Source organism: Rhodoferax sp. EU05-FHT12H12 (genome assembly GCF_058791215.1).
Genome location: NZ_JBYTDI010000001.1, coordinates 631135 through 647435 on the forward strand (window position 1 = coordinate 631135; position 16301 = coordinate 647435).

General features: G+C 60.4%; 17 protein-coding genes and 1 riboswitch. Of the genes, 12 read left to right on the forward strand and 5 right to left on the reverse strand.

Going from position 1 to position 16301, the window contains the following annotated elements:
- Positions 1-25: 25 nt before the first annotated feature.
- On the reverse strand, positions 26-1249 hold the full coding sequence (locus AC3WS7_RS02925) for an MFS transporter (RefSeq protein WP_492655312.1): 1224 nt from the start codon (positions 1247-1249) through the stop codon (positions 26-28).
- Between the two features lie 95 nt (positions 1250-1344).
- Between AC3WS7_RS02925 and AC3WS7_RS02930 the strand changes: the two genes are divergently transcribed.
- From AC3WS7_RS02930 to AC3WS7_RS02940, 3 genes are all read left to right on the forward strand, one after another.
- Entirely contained in the window at positions 1345-2163 is an 819-nt protein-coding gene (locus AC3WS7_RS02930; RefSeq protein ID WP_492655313.1) for an AraC family transcriptional regulator, read from the forward strand.
- 49 nt (positions 2164-2212) lie between these two features.
- Positions 2213-2370, forward strand: a riboswitch (FMN riboswitch).
- A gap of 86 nt (positions 2371-2456) precedes the next feature.
- Complete coding sequence (locus tag AC3WS7_RS02935; protein WP_296472135.1) at positions 2457-2921, forward strand: 6,7-dimethyl-8-ribityllumazine synthase; 465 nt, start codon at positions 2457-2459, stop codon at positions 2919-2921.
- A 35-nt stretch (positions 2922-2956) separates the two neighbouring features.
- Entirely contained in the window at positions 2957-3613 is a 657-nt protein-coding gene (locus AC3WS7_RS02940; RefSeq protein ID WP_492655314.1) for a LysE family translocator, read from the forward strand.
- 72 nt (positions 3614-3685) lie between these two features.
- Here the strand turns inward: AC3WS7_RS02940 and AC3WS7_RS02945 are convergent, their stop codons facing one another.
- Positions 3686-4105 (reverse strand): PACE efflux transporter, encoded by a 420-nt coding sequence (locus tag AC3WS7_RS02945; RefSeq protein WP_492655315.1) that lies wholly within the window; start codon positions 4103-4105, stop codon positions 3686-3688.
- A 113-nt stretch (positions 4106-4218) separates the two neighbouring features.
- Between AC3WS7_RS02945 and AC3WS7_RS02950 the strand changes: the two genes are divergently transcribed.
- Positions 4219-5013: a phosphodiesterase gene (locus AC3WS7_RS02950; RefSeq protein ID WP_296472140.1), complete on the forward strand. Its 795-nt coding sequence runs from the start codon at positions 4219-4221 to the stop codon at positions 5011-5013.
- Between the two features lie 20 nt (positions 5014-5033).
- Here the strand turns inward: AC3WS7_RS02950 and AC3WS7_RS02955 are convergent, their stop codons facing one another.
- Positions 5034-6608 carry a methyl-accepting chemotaxis protein gene (locus tag AC3WS7_RS02955; RefSeq protein ID WP_492655316.1) on the reverse strand — a complete coding sequence of 525 codons (1575 nt, stop codon included), beginning with the start codon at positions 6606-6608 and terminating at the stop codon, positions 5034-5036.
- 314 nt (positions 6609-6922) lie between these two features.
- Between AC3WS7_RS02955 and AC3WS7_RS02960 the strand changes: the two genes are divergently transcribed.
- A complete protein-coding gene (locus tag AC3WS7_RS02960; protein WP_492655556.1) occupies positions 6923-7849 on the forward strand; it encodes a pyridoxal-phosphate dependent enzyme in 927 nt (308 codons plus the stop codon).
- Between the two features lie 13 nt (positions 7850-7862).
- Here AC3WS7_RS02960 and AC3WS7_RS02965 read toward each other — a convergent pair whose 3' ends face one another.
- Both AC3WS7_RS02965 and AC3WS7_RS02970 read right to left on the reverse strand, forming a co-directional pair.
- A complete protein-coding gene (locus AC3WS7_RS02965) occupies positions 7863-8342 on the reverse strand; it encodes a glycine zipper 2TM domain-containing protein (protein WP_492655317.1) in 480 nt (159 codons plus the stop codon).
- Between the two features lie 262 nt (positions 8343-8604).
- Positions 8605-9591 (reverse strand): LysR family transcriptional regulator, encoded by a 987-nt coding sequence (locus AC3WS7_RS02970; RefSeq protein ID WP_492655318.1) that lies wholly within the window; start codon positions 9589-9591, stop codon positions 8605-8607.
- 221 nt (positions 9592-9812) lie between these two features.
- On the opposite strand from AC3WS7_RS02970, the gene AC3WS7_RS02975 reads away from it, so the two are divergent.
- The 7 genes from AC3WS7_RS02975 (at position 9813) to AC3WS7_RS03005 (ending at position 16294) form a co-directional block, all read left to right on the forward strand.
- Positions 9813-10400 carry an NAD(P)H-binding protein gene (locus AC3WS7_RS02975; protein WP_492655319.1) on the forward strand — a complete coding sequence of 196 codons (588 nt, stop codon included), beginning with the start codon at positions 9813-9815 and terminating at the stop codon, positions 10398-10400.
- A gap of 58 nt (positions 10401-10458) precedes the next feature.
- On the forward strand, positions 10459-11583 hold the full coding sequence (locus AC3WS7_RS02980; protein WP_492655320.1) for an alpha/beta hydrolase: 1125 nt from the start codon (positions 10459-10461) through the stop codon (positions 11581-11583).
- 87 nt (positions 11584-11670) lie between these two features.
- Positions 11671-12135, forward strand: a complete 465-nt coding sequence (locus tag AC3WS7_RS02985) for a nuclear transport factor 2 family protein (RefSeq protein WP_492655321.1) — start codon at positions 11671-11673, stop codon at positions 12133-12135.
- A gap of 99 nt (positions 12136-12234) precedes the next feature.
- On the forward strand, positions 12235-13686 hold the full coding sequence (locus tag AC3WS7_RS02990; protein ID WP_492655322.1) for an MFS transporter: 1452 nt from the start codon (positions 12235-12237) through the stop codon (positions 13684-13686).
- Positions 13687-13713: 27 nt separating this feature from the next.
- Positions 13714-14709 (forward strand): aldo/keto reductase, encoded by a 996-nt coding sequence (locus AC3WS7_RS02995; RefSeq protein WP_492655323.1) that lies wholly within the window; start codon positions 13714-13716, stop codon positions 14707-14709.
- A 35-nt stretch (positions 14710-14744) separates the two neighbouring features.
- Entirely contained in the window at positions 14745-15800 is a 1056-nt protein-coding gene (locus tag AC3WS7_RS03000; RefSeq protein WP_492655324.1) for an alpha/beta hydrolase, read from the forward strand.
- The gene (locus AC3WS7_RS03005) at positions 15797-16294 is read left to right on the forward strand and encodes a cytochrome P460 family protein (RefSeq protein WP_296472153.1); all 498 of its coding nucleotides are present in this window, start codon (positions 15797-15799) and stop codon (positions 16292-16294) included. Before AC3WS7_RS03000 ends, AC3WS7_RS03005 begins: the two co-directional genes overlap by 4 nt.
- Positions 16295-16301: the final 7 nt, after the last annotated feature.

Below are 16301 nucleotides of genomic sequence, written 5' to 3' on the forward strand. Positions count from 1 at the left end.
TAAAAAAACCGTAAATGCGCGCGGCTTACTTGGCGGTGCGCAAGCCCACACCCAGCGCCGCGCCCACGCTCAGCAGCAGCACCAGGGCCGCGCCCAAGAGCGTGGCGCCGTACCAGCCGCGGTCCATGAACACGCCAAACACCAAAGGCGAAACCGCAAACCCGGTGTCCAGGCCCGAGTACACCAGCCCGTAAACGCGGCCGGTCGCGCCCTTGGGCGTGGCCTTCTTGATCATCATGTCGCGTGAAGGGCCCCCAATGCCGACCGCAAAGCCGGTGATCGCCAGCACCACCATGGTGCCGGTGGCACCCAGCAAGCCGGTACCACACAGGGCCAGCAACACGGCGCCAGCCGCCATGGCCAGGGCCACCACGCGGTCCGAGTGCTTGGACTTGGCCGCCACAAAGCCGCCAATGAACATGCCTACCGCGCCGCACAGCATGTAGGACGAAATGGTCAGCGTGGCCGCCTCAAAGCTCACGCCATGCATGGCCTTGAGGATGGACACCGCGTAGCTCTGCACCACAGCCAGAGTCATAGTGGACAGCAAAAAGAATCCAAAACACCACCACACCACGGGCAGCTTCATGAACGCCATGTCGTGCTCGGTCTTGGCATGGGCGGCCACGCGCGGTGCCACCGTGGTGCTCAGGTGTTCGCGCTGCACCACCAGTAGCGCCAGGATGGCGGCGTACATCACGGCCGCGGCCAAGTAGGCATTGCGCCAGCCCATCAGGGCACCCAGCCCTGCAAAGAACACCGGTGCCACGGCCCAGCCCAGATTGCCGGTCAGCCCATGTGCGCTGAAGGCATAGCCCAGCCTCGGGGTGGAGACGCGTTGATTCAGGATGGTGAAGTCCACCGGGTGAAAGGTTGCATTGCCCAGGCCTGCCAAGGCAGCTACCGCAAACAGGCCGGTGTATCCGGTCACAAACGACGCGGCAATGCATGCCCCAATGAAAAGCCCCAAGGCCACAAACATCAGCGGGCGAGCGCCCAGCCGGTCCACCACAAAACCGGCGCAGGCCTGGCCAACGCCAGACACCACGAAAAACATGGTCATGAGCAAGCCCAGCTGCGAGTAGCTCAAACCAAACTCCTGCATAAACACCGGAAACAGCAGCGGCAGGATCAGGTGCCCAAAGTGCGAACTGGCGTGGGCCAAGCCCACCAGGCCAATCACGGTGGCGTCTTGCTTCATGGGGACGGAGGGTGCGGCGGTGCCGGAAGTGAGGGTTGCGCTGGTCATGGTCGGCATCGTACGGGCGTGGGCCGTTTCTTGATTACGACAAAAAGACAATAATTGTCGAAATTCCGCCAAACCAGACCCAATGATCAACGCCCATGAAACGCAAGACTCCGCTCCGGCCCGTGTCGTTTGACACCTCGGCCAAACGCCCGCCCACGGCCGAGCGCCCGGTGCGCAGCCGCGCCCGCGCGCTGGCCATGGATGCGCACATCGAACCCCACCAGCACCCCTGGTCGCAGTTCACCTACTGCGCCAGCGGGCTCATGCAGGTCACGGTGACGCAGGGCGAGCGGCAAACCACCTTCATCGTGCCCCCCAGCCGCGCGGTGTGGATTCCCCCCCATGTGCAACACAACGTGGTGGTGCTGGAAACCGCCGAGCTGCGCACCGTGGACATAGCGCCCAGCGTGCTGCCCGCCAGCTGGACCGAATGCCGCGTGCTGGTGGTGAGCAAGCTGCTGCGCGAGCTGGTGCATGCGCTGGAAGGCAGCGAACCCGGCCCGCGCGACACCGCGCTGATGGCCCTGACCGCGGATGAAGTAAGCCGCGCCGACACCCAGGCCTTGGGCGTGCCCATGCCCCACACCGAGCATGGCGACAAGCGCCTGCGCGCGCTGTGCGAAGCGGTGCTGCGCGACCCGGCCGAAAAAGGCCAGCTCAAGGAATGGGTGGCCGACGTGGGCGCCAGTGAGCGCACCATGGCCCGCCTGTTCCGCGACGAACTGGGCACCAGCTACCAGCAGTGGCGCACCCAGGCCGTGCTGGCGCACGCTCTGCCCCAGCTGGCGCGCGGCGTGCCCATTGCCCAGGTAGCTGCCGCCGCCGGCTACGCCAGCGACAGCGCGTTTTCTGCCATGTTCAAGCAGAGCATGGGCAAGCCACCCAGCCACTTTCTGGCCCGCAACGTGGCCTGAAGGGTCTTGACACCACGGCTAGAATTCCGCCCGCAGCCCGTAAGGGTTGCCGCGTTCTCAGGGCGGGGTGCAATTCCCCACCGGCGGTATCTGTGGCTTGACCTCAGCAGCCCGCGAGCGCCCACGCCAGCCTCTGCCAGCGTGGGGTCAGCAGATCTGGTGAGATGCCAGAGCCGACGGTCATAGTCCGGATGAAAGAGATCGCGCACACCTGAAACAGGCTCGTCTTGGCGCGCGCCTGTTGCTGTGTTTGCGTGCGCCCTGATTCTTGTTAACCCTCTTTTGAGACCATCATGAATCAGCCTTCCTCGCCGCGCATTGCCATCATCAGCTCCTCTTGGCACCGCGACATCGTCACCAGCAGCACCGAGGCCGCCAAAGCCGAACTGCAGCGACACGACATTTCCCCCAAGCAGGTTGACCACTTCGAGGTGCCCGGCGCCTTCGAGATCCCGTTGCATGCCCAGCGCCTGGCACGCAGCGGTCGTTACGACGCCATCATTGCCTGCGGCCTCATCGTCAATGGCGGCATCTACCGCCACGAGTTCGTCACCACCGCCGTCATCGACGGCCTCATGCGCGTGCAGCTGGACACCGATGTACCCGTCTTCAGCGCCGTGCTGACGCCGCGCGATTTTCACGAGCACGAAGAGCACTTGCGCTTCTACCGCGAGCACTTTGTAAAGAAGGGCACCGAAGTCGCCCAGGCCTGCCTGCAGACCCTGCGCAGCCTGCAGGCGCTGCCGGCCGTCGCATAAACTGCTAGCCCACCTGCCCCATCCGGACATTGACCATGCACCTCTCCAACTGGCTCGTTTTCTGTGGCGTCGCATTTTTGGTCACCTTCAGCCCTGGGCCCGGTGTGCTGCTGGCTATCTCCAACGCCATGGCGCATGGCAAGCGGGACTGGGTGGCCAGCTCGCTGGGCAATGCCACGGGGCTGTTCATCATCTCGGGCGTGGCGATGGCGGGCATGGGCGCCATCCTGGCCGTGTCGGCCCTGGCGTTTACCGTGCTCAAGGGGGTGGGCGCGCTGTACTTGGTCTACCTGGGCATCCGTCAGTGGCGCAGCCAGGCGGTGTCGTTTGCCGCGGCGGCTTCGGCCACCGCAGAGGCTGGCACACCGGCCGACAAAACCATCACCCGCCGGCTCTATGGCCAGGGCATGGGCGTGGCGCTCACCAACCCCAAGGCCATCCTGTTCTTCTCGGCGCTGTTTCCGCAGTTCATCACGGCGGATGCACCGGTGTTCGAGCAGGTGGCGGTGCTCACCTGCACCTTTGTGGCCATGTCACTGCTCTCGCATTTGTTCTATGTGCTGGTGGCGCGCCTGTTCAAGGGGCAACTGGCCAACCCGCACAAGCAGCGCTTGTTCAACCGCGTCTCGGGTGGCCTGTTTGTGCTGCTGGGCCTGAGCCTGCTGCGCTTGAAAAACAAGGTGGCGGCCTAAAACGCTATCAAATCAGGAGCTGCTCGCGCAATATCCATGGGCGCTAGAGGCCTAAAACGCTTAAAAATCCCTCTATTGGGCCGACTGCGGCAGGCCAAAGATGCGGTCAAACGCCCAGGTAAAGCCCACGGTGTAGACAAAGAAGAAGGCCAGCAAGCCCAGGTCCGCCACAAAGGCGGCCCACAAAGAGATGTCCAGCCAATACGCCATCACCGGCGCCAGAATGATGGCCAAGCCACCCTCGAAGCCCAAGCCGTGCACAAAGCGGCGCATGGCCGAGCGGCCCTTCACGGTCTGGCGCGCTTCCCAGCGCTCAAACAGGCTGTTGAAGATGTAGTTCCAGGCCAGCGCGATGCTGGACATGACGGCCGACAGCACAAAGGCCGAGCCGGGTGGATGGGAGAAGGCCAGGGCCAGCGTGGGCGTAACCACGGCAATGGCGATACTTTCGTACAGGGCGGCTTGGAGGATGCGGCGGGTAAAGGGAGACATCGCCCAATCGTAACGGCTACCCCCTGCTGCGCTATACGCACCGCCATATCACGGCCATGGCCCGCGCATTGCTTGCCTTGGGCCACCACTGCCCGTTTTTTTGGAGCCTCGCCTTGCTGATTGCCCAACTGTCTGACCTGCATGTGCGCCCGCCCGGCGCACTCTACCGTGGCGTGGCCGACTCCAACCGCGCGCTGACCAACGCCATCGCCCACCTGCACCAGTTGGACCGCAGGCCCGATCTGGTCGTCATCACCGGCGACCTGGTGGACTATGGCGAGGCGGATGAATATGCGAACGCACGCGCCCTGCTCTCGCAGCTCACCATTCCTTACCTCGTGCTGCCCGGCAACCACGACCACCGCGAGGCGTTTCGCACCGCCTTTGCCGACCACAGCTACCTGCCGACGGATGGCCCGTTGCACTACTGCGTGGACGACTACGCGGTGCGCATCATCGCGTTGGACTCGTGTGTACCAGGGCAACACCATGGCGCATTGGATGCCGCCGGCTTGCAATGGCTGCAGCACACACTGCAGGCCAACCCGCACAAACCCACGCTGGTGCTGCTGCACCACCCACCGTTTGTGAGCGGCATTCCGTATCTGGACGAATACGCCTACCGCGACCCGGCTCCGCTGGAAGCCGTGTTGCGCACGGCCAGCCATGTGGAGGCCGTGCTCTGCGGCCATGTGCACCGCCCCATGGTGCGGCGCTGGGCTGGCACCGTGGTGGCCAGCTGCCCCAGCACCACCACCGAGATCGCGCTGCAGCTGGCGCCCAAGGCCGTGCCCCAGTCCTTTATCGGCCCCGCGGCCTGCCTGCTGCACCTGTGGCAGCCCGCGCACGGGCTGGTCAGCCACACCAGCTACATCGGCGCCTACCCGGGGCCGTATCCTTTCTTCTAGCTACCTGGGTTAGCGCGCGCCTAAGCGGCAACAAATGCCCGGTCAGCAGGCTGCAGCCGGAAGGCACTGATGGCGTCCACCAACAGCCGCGCCTGCTGGCTCAAGCTGTCGGCCGCCGCGGCAGACTGCTCCACCATGGCAGAGTTCTGCTGGGTGGCCTGGTCTAGGTGCGCCACCGATTGGTTCACCTGCACGATGTCCCGGCTCTGCGAAGACGACATGGTGCCAAGCTCGGCAATTAAGCTCACCACGCGCCCAACCTGCTCGCGAATATCGGCCATGTTGGTGCCCGCTGTCTCCACCAGACGCGAGCCCGCATCGACCTTCTCCACGTTGCTGCTGATTAAGGTCTTGATCTCGCGCGCAGCGGTGGCCGAGCGTTGTGCCAGACTACGAACTTCCGAGGCCACCACGGCAAACCCGCGTCCCTGCTCTCCCGCCCGGGCCGCCTCAACCGCAGCATTTAGCGCCAGGATATTCGTCTGGAACGCAATGCCATCGATGACACTCACGATGTCGGAGATACGCTGGGACGCCACGTTGATCTGAGACATAGTGCTCACCACCTGACTGACCACGTCACCACCGCGCTCCGCGGCCCCGTTGGCCGCATGGGCACAGTCATTGGCCTGCTGGGCCAGGGCCTCGCTGCTGCGCACCATGGTAGAGATTTGCTCCATGGCCGCGGCGGTTTCTTCCAGGTTGGAGGCCTGCTGCTCCGTTCGGTGGGACATGTCGCCATTGCTTGCAGCGATCTCGGAAGCACCCAATGCCACAGCATCACTGCTGCTGCGCACCATCCCCACCAGATTGCGCAGCGACTCCTGCATAGACCGCAGGGACTCCATCAAGCGCCCCACTTCGTCCTTGGCCTCCGGCTCAACATGGGTGCTCAAGTCACCCTGGGCAATACGCTGCGTCACATGCACGGCCGCCAGCAGCGGACGTGTCACGCTGCGGGCGGTCCAATTGGCAATCAGCGCCCCCGAAACCATCGCCATCGCCAGCAGCAGCAACATCGCATACCCGGCCTGACGCACCGTGCTATCGGTCGAGTGGCGCGCATCCTCCATGCGCTCCCGCTGCATGGCAATCAGGTCATCTAGTTCAGTGAAATACGTTTTTTGCAGCAACGTCACCTCACCCACCAATAAGTCACGCGCTGCCTCGTTATTACCTTCCAGGCCCAGCTTTACCGACTGATCCAACTTGGCTGCATACGCCAAGCGCTTGGTGGACACTTCCTTGAACTTGGCTTGCTCTTCAGGAAGCGTCAGCAATTCCTCCAACTGCTTAAGCAAGGCGCGGGTGGAGGTGCGGTTGCTGTCGATAATGGTTTTTTCGACTAGCTTGCCCTGGGGGTCGGTCTGCAATGCAATGTTGCGGGCGGCACGAGCCGTGAGATTGACGTTGTCTTTGATGTTAGACAGCACGGTCACCGCCACCAGATTGTGTTCTGTGAGTGCGCGCACCTGGCCACCCACCTGGTCCAAGGCCAGGCGCCCGAACAGGGCCACCGCAATACTCACCAGGATGAGCAAACCAAAGCCCAAGCGCATGCGTGTCGCAATGGAACGGTTTTTCAGCAACTTCATATGCATCTCCCTTTTGAAACCCAAAACGTATGATTTCCAACGCCTTAGCTTCAAGCGCTTCTGCGAGCGCTGCTGATGACACAGTATGCGGCGATCCAAAGGCCTTGGCAACACGTGGTCGTGGGCTTGGACGGAAGGCTCCCGGCATGGCGGCTGACATAGCGCTCTACGCGCTGGTTGACCCACACTACTACGACGTGGCCGTGGGGCAGTTGGCGAGTGGCTGGCGGCCTTGGTTTAAGGGGCTGTGTGCCAACATTGGAGTTCAGATACTGTCCTATGCAGGCCTGCGCCGAGAGGTTAACCTCTTCACCATGTCGCAAACACCCCTCCACCTACAAACCCCTCTCCTCGAATCCCGCGCCCTCAGCCTCGCCGCGCAGCGCACCGTCTGGCTCAAGATGGAAGCCCTGCAACCGCCGGGCAGTTTCAAAATTCGTGGCATTGGCCATGCGTGTCAGATCCATGCGCAGCGCGGGGCCAAGCGTTTTGTGTCGTCGTCGGGCGGCAATGCGGGCATGGCGGTGGCGTATGCGGGGCGGGTGTTGAACATCCCTGTGACGGTGGTGGTACCGCAGACCACCACGGCACGGGCGCAAGAGTTGCTGCGGCTGGAGGACGCGGATGTGATCGTGCATGGCGCGTCGTGGCAAGAGGCCAATGAGCTGGCGCTCTCCATGGTGGGGCCGGACGATGCGTTTTTGCATCCGTTTGACGACCCGCTGCTATGGACCGGCCACGCCAGCATGGTGGACGAAGTAGCACACGCTGGCGTGGTGCCCGATGCGGTGGTGCTGTCGGTGGGTGGTGGTGGCCTGCTGTCGGGCGTGGCCGAGGGCATGGCGCGCAATGGCTGGAGCAATGTGCCCATCATTGCGGTGGAAACAAATGGCGCTGCGTCGCTGCACGCGGCCATGCAGGCCGGGCACACGGTGGCGTTGGATGCCATCACCAGCATTGCCAGCTCACTCGGAGCCAAGCGCGTGTGCGAACAGGCTTTCCAGTGGACGCAGCAGCGCCCGGTACAGAGCGTGTTGGTGTCAGACGCGAGTGCGCTGGATGCGTGCGAGCGTTTCTTGGCCGACCACCGCGTGCTGGTGGAACCGGCCTGCGGTGCCAGCCTGGCGCTGGCCTATGAAGCCAACGCGGCGCTGGCGCCCTACCGCAACGTGTTGTTCATCGTGTGCGGTGGCGCCACCGCCACGGTGGCGCAAATCCGCCAGTGGCGGCAAGCCGCGTAGCGGGGCCAGAGGTTTAAGGGGCCGCGTTCTTCTTGGCAATTTCATTGCCAACGTAGCCACCGCCGACTGCACCGGCGATGGTGGCCAGGGTCTTGCCGTCGCCACTGCCAATCTGGCTGCCCAACGCACCGCCCACCAGAGCACCAATACCGATACCAACCACGCTGTTTTTCTGGGCCGGAGCCGCGGGCGCCGCAGCGGGTTGCGCAGGGACGCTGGAATTGCTTGCCACTTGCGTGGAGGACTTTTGCGTTGCTGGCTTCTGGCTTGCAGCCTTCTGCACGGGAGCTTTTGTCGCAGGGGCAGACACATCCGCTGGAGCACTGATGGCAACACCATCGGACGCCGCCTTGGCATTGGAGTTGGGGAGTATTCCCGTAATGGCAGCGGCGCCCAGCAGGCTCACCAGCACCACGGAGCCTGCGGCAACCGCGATCAGCGGATGCAGACGCGACACGCGAGTTTGATTGCTAGGGATGGGGTACGAGTTCATGGATTTTCCTTCTGTGGTGACTGAATAAACCACGCCGCCAGTGTGGCTGGCGCACGCGCTCGGAACCAGAGGAAAAAATCCCGACTTGGCGTAGGAATACGCCTACAAGCGCCACGCCGCTAGCTTGCCGACAGTTGGCCAGGCAATGTGCATCAGGCGCTGCGTGAAGAAATATTTGCTATTAAATTAGTAGCTGCTCGCGCATATTTCACAAGGGATGGATGCACTTTTATCTATAAAAGTCGCTGCCCCGCCTCCCCGTTCAGCTGGCTTTACCCTTGGTACCTCGTGCCGGTTTGGGCAACCTGCTTTTGGTGCCCGCCAGCTCTTTGGGAGACAGCACATACGCAGCGCTATCGGTCAGGCGCTCCACCACCAAGTCTACGAATGCGCGGGCGCGGGCGGGTTGTGATTGGCGGCTGCCGAAGTAGACAAAGTAGCTGCCAATGTCCGACATGTGGTTCAACAAAATGGGCACCAACTGGCCTGTGCGTATGTAGGGTGCTGCGGTGGCGCCGGCCAGTTGCCCCAGCACCTTGCCAGCCAACACGGCATGCAGCTCCAGCGTTTCGTCGTTGCTGATGATGGTGGGCACCACAGGTTGTTCAATCGGTTGCTGGTCCAGCCGCAGGTGCCAGGGGGCGAGTTTTCCGGTACCAGGGTGGCGGAACACGCTGCAGCGGTGGTTGGCCAGGGCCGCCAGTGAATCGGGCACGCCGTAACGCGCAAAGTAGTCGGGCGAGCCGCACACCAGCAGCTGCAGCGGAAACAGCTTGCGGGCAATAACGCCCTCGTGCGGCGAGCGCCCCATGTGAAAACCCACGTCCACCCGGTCCTCCACCCAGTTGCCCACACGGTCTTCCAGCAGCACATCGGGTTGGATGCCGGGGTAGCGTTCACAAAACTCTTCGATGAGAGGCCAGAGGATGGGCTGAAAGGTGGTGCGGGGGCCGGTAATGCGCAGGGGGCCCGCAATCTCGTCCGTGGTGGACTTGGCCTTTTTCAGCGCGCGCTGCACCCCCACCAGTGCGGGCTGCACATCCTCCAGCAGCCGCTGGCCCGCGTCGGTGAGCGACATGACCCGCGTGGTGCGGTGGAACAGCCGGGCCTCCAGATGCTTCTCCAGCTGGGCCAAGGCCTTGCTGGCGGCTTGGGGGCTGATGTCCAGCTCCAGTGCGGCTTTGCGCAGGCTGCCCAACTCGGCGGCTTTGATGAATGTGGTCACGGAACGCAGTTCGTTGATGGCCATGGGTGCCCCTCTTTTTCGAATGATTATCCCCTTTTGGATGCCAATCCAACAAATGATTTGCAGCTATTCAGATGCGAGTTGCAAGCTTACAGTTCGCTCCAATCCCACACTGCAGAGAACGCCATGCACACAGTCACTTTGAACAACGGCGTCCAGATGCCACTGCTGGGATTTGGCTGGACGCTATCCAGGCCAACTTCTTCGACTGAAGATAAGAAAACATGATGACTCGGATCCTGATTCTTGGTGCCAACGGCCAGCTGGCGCGCCATACGACAGCGCACTTCCTCAAACACTCGGACGTGCACATCACCCTCTACCTGCGACAAGCCTTCCGCTTGAAAAATCCGGATCCAAGTCGGGTGACCATCATCGAAGGCGATGTGTTGAACAGTCAGGAATTGACAGCGGCCATGCAGGACCAGGATGCGGTCTACGCAAACCTGTCGGGCGCAATGGCGCAACAAGCCCTCACCATTGTGGAAGCCATGCATTCGGCCCGTTTGAAACGACTGATCTTCATCAGCTCCATGGGTATTTATGGCGAAGTGCCAGGCGAAAAATACCGCAGTGTGCTGAACCCCTACCGCGATTCCGCTGCTGTGATCGAGGCTTCGGACCTGGACTACACCATCTTGCGGCCGGGCTGGTTCACGCACGGTATCGAAATCAATTACACGATCACCCACAAGGGTGAGCCGTTCAAAGGGCATGAGATTTCCCTTAACAGCCTTTCTGACTTGATTGTGAAGTTATCCCTGTCACCAACACTGGAAGTACGCCACAGCCTGGGTGTGAGCCAGGGTTGACATAAACCCTCTTTTACGAAAATTCCTGATTCCATTGCCTCACCAAGGATCGACCACCATGACCACACGCATTTCCATCAACACTTTGCATCGGATGCCACTGAAGACCGTGGCAACGGGATTGCTATTCATGTCGGTAGCGCTCACCCTTTCGCAAGGCGCGACCGCAGCGCAGACAGATGACAGTGCACCGCTGGTCATTCAGGCACAAGGCAGTTTTGCCGTGGGTGGTACGGTCATTCGAAACCCAGGCACCTTTGATCAACTCAACCCAAGTGCAGCAGGACAGAGCTACCACGGTGACCACGCCTATGTGTACTACCAGGTTCCAGTCAATGCGCGTCCACTACCACTCGTCATGTGGCATGGTGCTGGCCAATCTTCCAAGACATGGGAAAGCACACCAGACGGTCGCGAAGGGTTTCAGAACCTCTTTTTGCGCCGTGGCTTTCCAGTCTATCTGCTGGACCAACCGCGCCGTGGCAAGGCCGGACGCAGCACCGTCCCGCTCAATGTGGCATCCACACCTGATGAACAGATCTGGTTTAACCAATTTCGCCTTGGGGTGTGGCCCAACTTCTTTGCGAATACACAGTTCTCACGCGCGCCCGAGGCGCTGGACCAATACTTCCGCCAAATGACCCCCAACACGGGCCCCTATGACGCCGACGTGATTTCAGATGCCACTGCAGCACTGTTCCAAAAAATCGGGGCGGGTGTACTAATCACCCACTCTCAAGCAGGTGGCCCTGGCTGGTTAACTGCAATGAAGGCCCCCAATGTCCGCGCCATTGTTTCGTATGAGCCAGGCAGCGGATTTGTGTTTCCCAAAGAAGAGTTACCCGCACCATTGAAGAGTGCCGGTGGTTCTCTGGAAGCCTTGGGTGTGTCCATGGACGAGTTCATGAAGCTCACTCGTATTCCCATCATTGTTTTCTACGGTGACAACATTCCCGAGCAGCCTATGGCTAATCCTGGACAAGACTCCTGGCGAATCCGGCTGGAGATGGCGCGCCTATGGCGAGATGCAGTGAATCGCCACGGTGGAGATGTCACGGTAGTGCACCTGCCTCAGGTCGGAATCCAAGGTAACACCCATTTTCCTTTCTCCGATTTGAACAATCGCGACATTGCCGATTTGTTGTCGGACTTTTTGAAGAGAAAGGGCCTGGACTCTATGTAAAGACATGACCTCGATCTGCACACTTTTTTATCGCCCTGCAAACTCACCAGACCTTACTCAACTTCATCAACAGCATCAGGAAAGACTATGCAAAACGCCACTCTAGAACAACGCATCCAAGAACTTGAAGACAAAGGAGCTCTAAAGGCGCTCGTCGACGCATTCTCAAATCTCGCAGACAAGAAGGATATGGCTACTCAATCGCTTCTGTTCACTGAAGACGCAGTCGTCGACACCTACTTCGAAGGCCAGCTTTTTGCGTCGCTCAAAGGACGTAAGGAGATACAGGAAACTTTTACAAACTTTGTCGCCAACTTTGAAACCATGTACCACATCAATGGTCAACACACCGCCCAAATTGATGGTGACCGCGCGACAGCGGTTCACTATTGCCTCGTTGTCCTTATCAGCACGGCGGACGGGAAGAAGACCAGGAATACCAATGGCGTGTCTTACAACGACGAATATGTTCGTGAAGGTGGTCAGTGGCGTATCTCCAAACGTACTTCACATTTCACTTGGCGTGACCAACAAGCAATTAACCCGTCTTAGGCAGCACCTTAGCTGATCACCCCTTAGCCCTCCATGGACGCTGCCGCGCCAATGTGGGACAGGACATAGTGGATTTCCGAACCTGGGTGAAGGGTAACTATGCCAATACAAAAACCGAATAACTCCTCAATAGTGCATGAAGTAAATGAGCACCATCGTTTGAACGGTGTCAACCAGACCGCCGTTCTGGCCATCATCGTGACGAGTTACCTTATGCTGGTGGTGGACATCTCTATCGTCCTGACAGGTCTGCCCAACATCCAGGCGGACCTGGGCTTCTCCTCTGCAGCGCTGTCGTGGGTTCAGAACGCCTACACCCTGGCTTTCGGTGGGCTTTTGCTGCTGGGAGCACGCGCCGGTGACATCTTAGGGCGTCGACGCATGTTCATTGCCGGGTTGACGATTTTTACTGCGGCGTCAATGGCTATCGGCCTTGCACCATCACCCACATGGCTACTGCTTGGGCGGGCCATTCAGGGTGTCGGTGCAGCGATTCTTGCCCCGTCAACGCTGGCGCTGCTTTCCATTCACTTTGCCGAAGGCAATGAGCGAACCCGCGCGCTTGCGCTGTATGCGGCGGCAGCCGGAGTGGGCGCAAGCCTTGGTTTGGTTCTGGGTGGGTTGATCGCAGAGATGATCTCTTGGCGGGTCGGTTTTTTAATCAACCTTCCCATTGGCATCGCACTAATACTGGGTGCAAAACGCTACCTTGTGGAGACTCCGTTGAAGTCAGGCCAACTCGATCTGGCGGGTGCAGTGAGTTCGACGCTGGGAATGGGTGCACTGGTTTTTGGCATTGTTCGTTCCGCCGAATTTGGATGGGGCGAGGGCATCAGTAGCGCATCACTAGTCATGGGTTTGGCGCTCCTGACGTTTTTTGTTCTCCATGAGTCACGTGCCAAACAACCTATTCTCCCGCTGCACTTGTTTGCCAACCGTGAGCGCAGCGGAGCGTATGCGGCCCGCATGTTGTTTCTTGGCGGCATGGTGGGTTTCTGGTTCTTCACCACGCAATTCCTTCAGAGTGTGCTGATGTACAAGCCTCTAGTGGCTGGTCTCGCATTCCTCCCAACAACCATTCCCAACTTTATTGCGGCCATATTGGTGCCACGATTGACTCGCAAATTTGGCAATGCACCGCTGCTTGCCATCGGGTTGGCTATTGGTATTGTGGGTATGGCCTGGATTGCCCAGGTGTCTGAGTATTCCCCCTACGTAACAGCGATCGCTTTGCCGATGGTCCTGATTGGCATCAGTCAAGGGTTTGTTCTAGCCCCGCTGACAGTGTCCGCAGTCCAAGGCGTCGCCAGTGAAGACGCCGGAGCCGCGTCTGGACTCGTCAATGTCGCCCACCAGTTAGGGGGATCGTTGGGGCTCAGTATTTTGGTCGTGGTGTTTGCATCTGGTGGTTCGGTGGCGCTGGGCACAACTGGGACATTGGCGCACCACATCGCCAATACCTTCACTGCAAGCGCCGCCATGCTCACACTCTCCTTGGGACTTGTTCTCGCATTCATTGTTCGCCCCCGAACGCAACTTCAGCCCCAATAACGGGCCACACAGCAAAGGAATCACACCATGTTGAAGAGAATATTGGGAACGGCTGGACTGGAAGTGTCAGCCATGGGTCTTGGCTGTATGGGTCTGGGTGCCGTTTATGGGCCATCGGTGGACAAGAGCACGGCCATTTCTTTGATCCGTGCAGCCTTTGATGAGGGTGTGACCTTCTTCGATACGGCGGAAGCCTATGGTCCCTTCACCAATGAAAGCATCGTCGGTGAAGCCGTGGCACCGATTCGGGACAAGGTCGTGATCGCCACGAAATTTGGCTTTGACATTGATCTGCAGACCGGTGCGCGTAGCGGCGGTGTGAACAGTCGCCCGGAACACATCAAAGCCGTAGCAGAAGCTTCGCTGAAGCGCCTTCGCATCGAAACGATTGATCTCTTTTATCAGCATAGGGTTGACCCATCGGTGCCCATTGAGGATGTAGCTGGCGCTGTCAACGACCTGATTCGAGAAGGCAAGGTCAAATACTTTGGGCTTTCGGAGGCATCCGCTCAAACGATACGCAGTGCACACGCGGTTCAGCCGGTCTCAGCGGTTCAAAGCGAGTATTCGCTGTGGTGGCGCGGGCCAGAGGCTGAGATACTTCCGACACTGGAGGAGCTTGGCATCGGCTTTGTTCCATTCAGCCCTTTGGGAGCGGGTTTTCTCACCGGCAAGATCGATGAGAAAACCCAATTCGACAGCTCCGATTTCCGCACTCACGTGCCGCGCTTTGCGCCAGAGGCGCTGAGGGTCAATATGGCTTTGGTCGATATCGTTCGCAACTTTGCGACTCGCAAGGGAGCAACGCCTGCGCAGATCGCACTGGCGTGGCTTCTAGCCCAAAAGCCGTGGATTGTGCCCATCCCTGGCACAACCAAGCTACACCGTCTGCAAGAGAACCTGGGGGCAATGCGTGTCGAGCTCACCGCTGTGGAACTCAGCGAGATGGACGCTGAGGCTTCAAAAATCAGCCTTCAAGGGGCACGTCTGCCAGAAAGCGTATTGAAGATGACTGGGCTTTGATCCTTGCAACACATCAAAGTCAGGCCGATAAGGCTATGAAAAAGAAGCTTTGGATTGACCCCGCCCGCAAGCTGGTCAGGGGGATGTTACCCATGCTCATGGCCATGCCCTGTAGCGAAGCGAGTGAGGTGAGCCCCCCGTCCGCCCACAAGGTTGCAGTGCATGTGTCCCAGGAGGACAAAGCCCCGTCCCGCTATCCCCATTTGCGTGCTGAGGATAGCTTGGGCGACCTGTTGAACCACTCCGCCTTTCGCGGCTTTGGCCAGCGCATGTTGCCTTGGGATGGACGCGCCTATGACACGGCCATGCCGTTGGCAGACATCGGGCAACTCTTGCCCTACCACAGCGAGGTGAACCCTGGCGTGGTGGTGGGTGCCCTGAACCGGATGGTGGACGACACCAACGCGGGCCGCACCGTGTTCCATGACTTCCATACCGAAGCCCAGAAACAGGCCCACCCGGCCTTGCGCCACACCGGACTCTTTTTCTTCCGCGGCAAGCCCGGTGCGCCCTTCGCGGTCATTGCGCCCGGCGGCGGGTTTGCCTACGTGGGTTCGGTGCATGAGGGCTTTCCTTACGCCCAAGCCATCAGCCAACAGGGGCTCAATGCCTTCGTGCTGAAGTACCGCGCGGGTGAAGGGGGACGCGTGGCAACCGAAGATCTGGCGGCGGCGGTGTCTTACATCTTCCAGAACGCCAGCGCACTGCAAGTCAGCACAGTGGGTTATTCACTGTGGGGCAGTTCCGCTGGCGCGCGCATGGCAGCGGCCATTGGATCCCATGGCACGGCCGCCTTTGGCGGGCAGCCGCTGCCCAAGCCGTCGGCGGTGGTGATGGCGTACACCAGCCACGCGGATGTGGCCGCGTCCGAGCCGCCAACGTTTGTGGTGGTGGGCGAGCGCGATGGCATTGCACCGCCTGCCTCCATGGAAGCCCGCGTCAACGCGCTGCGACGCCTGGGAACCCCGGTGGAGTTCCACATTTACCCAGGGGTGGCACACGGATTTGGCACCGGCCAGGGCACCCGTGCCCAGGGCTGGATCGAACAGGCCACGCAATTCTGGCAACAACAACTTCGGACGACACCATGAAGCAATTCACCCAAACATTCGTGCGCTGGGGCGCGCTGGCCACCGCAGGGATCACCCTGGCCGTGTGCATCGCTGGCCTGCAGGCGCATGCAGAGCCCAACCGTGTGACCTTCCCCAAGCTGGATGAACTGGTGCACTACACCACGGTGCGCCGCGGTGAGGTGACGGAGCACATCTCCACCACGCGGGCCGCCATCGAGGCCATTCAGAAAGGCCTGCCGGTGCCCAACGGCACACATTTCGTGCTGGCGGACTACCGGGACGAGAAGATTTTTCGCTACTTCGTGATGGAAAAAGGCGCGGGTTGGGGCAACGACTTTGAGGAGCGCCGCCGCACCGGTGATTGGCAGTACCAGTGGTTCAAGCCCGATCGGACCATCAATCTGCAGGAAAACACCGCACGCTGCATGGCCTGCCATGCGTCGCAGAAGGACAGTCAGTACCTGTACACCGCCAGACGCTTGTCCGAGTTCCGTGGCAAGCCAGTGGAATAAGCCCCAG

Excerpts from the sequence above, each read along its gene's own strand:
- AC3WS7_RS02975 (WP_492655319.1), top strand. The coding sequence starts at position 9,813 with ATGATGACTCGGATCCTGATTCTTGGTGCCAACGGCCAGCTGGCGCGC.
- AC3WS7_RS02945 (WP_492655315.1), bottom strand. The coding sequence starts at position 4,105 with ATGTCTCCCTTTACCCGCCGCATCCTCCAAGCCGCCCTGTACGAAAGT.
- AC3WS7_RS02980 (WP_492655320.1), top strand. The coding sequence starts at position 10,459 with ATGACCACACGCATTTCCATCAACACTTTGCATCGGATGCCACTGAAG.
- AC3WS7_RS02970 (WP_492655318.1), bottom strand. The coding sequence starts at position 9,591 with ATGGCCATCAACGAACTGCGTTCCGTGACCACATTCATCAAAGCCGCC.
- AC3WS7_RS02965 (WP_492655317.1), bottom strand. The coding sequence starts at position 8,342 with ATGAACTCGTACCCCATCCCTAGCAATCAAACTCGCGTGTCGCGTCTG.
- AC3WS7_RS03005 (WP_296472153.1), top strand. The coding sequence starts at position 15,797 with ATGAAGCAATTCACCCAAACATTCGTGCGCTGGGGCGCGCTGGCCACC.
- AC3WS7_RS02935 (WP_296472135.1), top strand. The coding sequence starts at position 2,457 with ATGAATCAGCCTTCCTCGCCGCGCATTGCCATCATCAGCTCCTCTTGG.
- AC3WS7_RS02940 (WP_492655314.1), top strand. The coding sequence starts at position 2,957 with ATGCACCTCTCCAACTGGCTCGTTTTCTGTGGCGTCGCATTTTTGGTC.
- AC3WS7_RS02960 (WP_492655556.1), top strand. The coding sequence starts at position 6,923 with ATGTCGCAAACACCCCTCCACCTACAAACCCCTCTCCTCGAATCCCGC.
- AC3WS7_RS02955 (WP_492655316.1), bottom strand. The coding sequence starts at position 6,608 with ATGAAGTTGCTGAAAAACCGTTCCATTGCGACACGCATGCGCTTGGGC.
- AC3WS7_RS02930 (WP_492655313.1), top strand. The coding sequence starts at position 1,345 with ATGAAACGCAAGACTCCGCTCCGGCCCGTGTCGTTTGACACCTCGGCC.
- AC3WS7_RS02990 (WP_492655322.1), top strand. The coding sequence starts at position 12,235 with ATGCCAATACAAAAACCGAATAACTCCTCAATAGTGCATGAAGTAAAT.
- AC3WS7_RS02995 (WP_492655323.1), top strand. The coding sequence starts at position 13,714 with ATGTTGAAGAGAATATTGGGAACGGCTGGACTGGAAGTGTCAGCCATG.
- AC3WS7_RS03000 (WP_492655324.1), top strand. The coding sequence starts at position 14,745 with ATGAAAAAGAAGCTTTGGATTGACCCCGCCCGCAAGCTGGTCAGGGGG.
- AC3WS7_RS02985 (WP_492655321.1), top strand. The coding sequence starts at position 11,671 with ATGCAAAACGCCACTCTAGAACAACGCATCCAAGAACTTGAAGACAAA.
- AC3WS7_RS02925 (WP_492655312.1), bottom strand. The coding sequence starts at position 1,249 with ATGACCAGCGCAACCCTCACTTCCGGCACCGCCGCACCCTCCGTCCCC.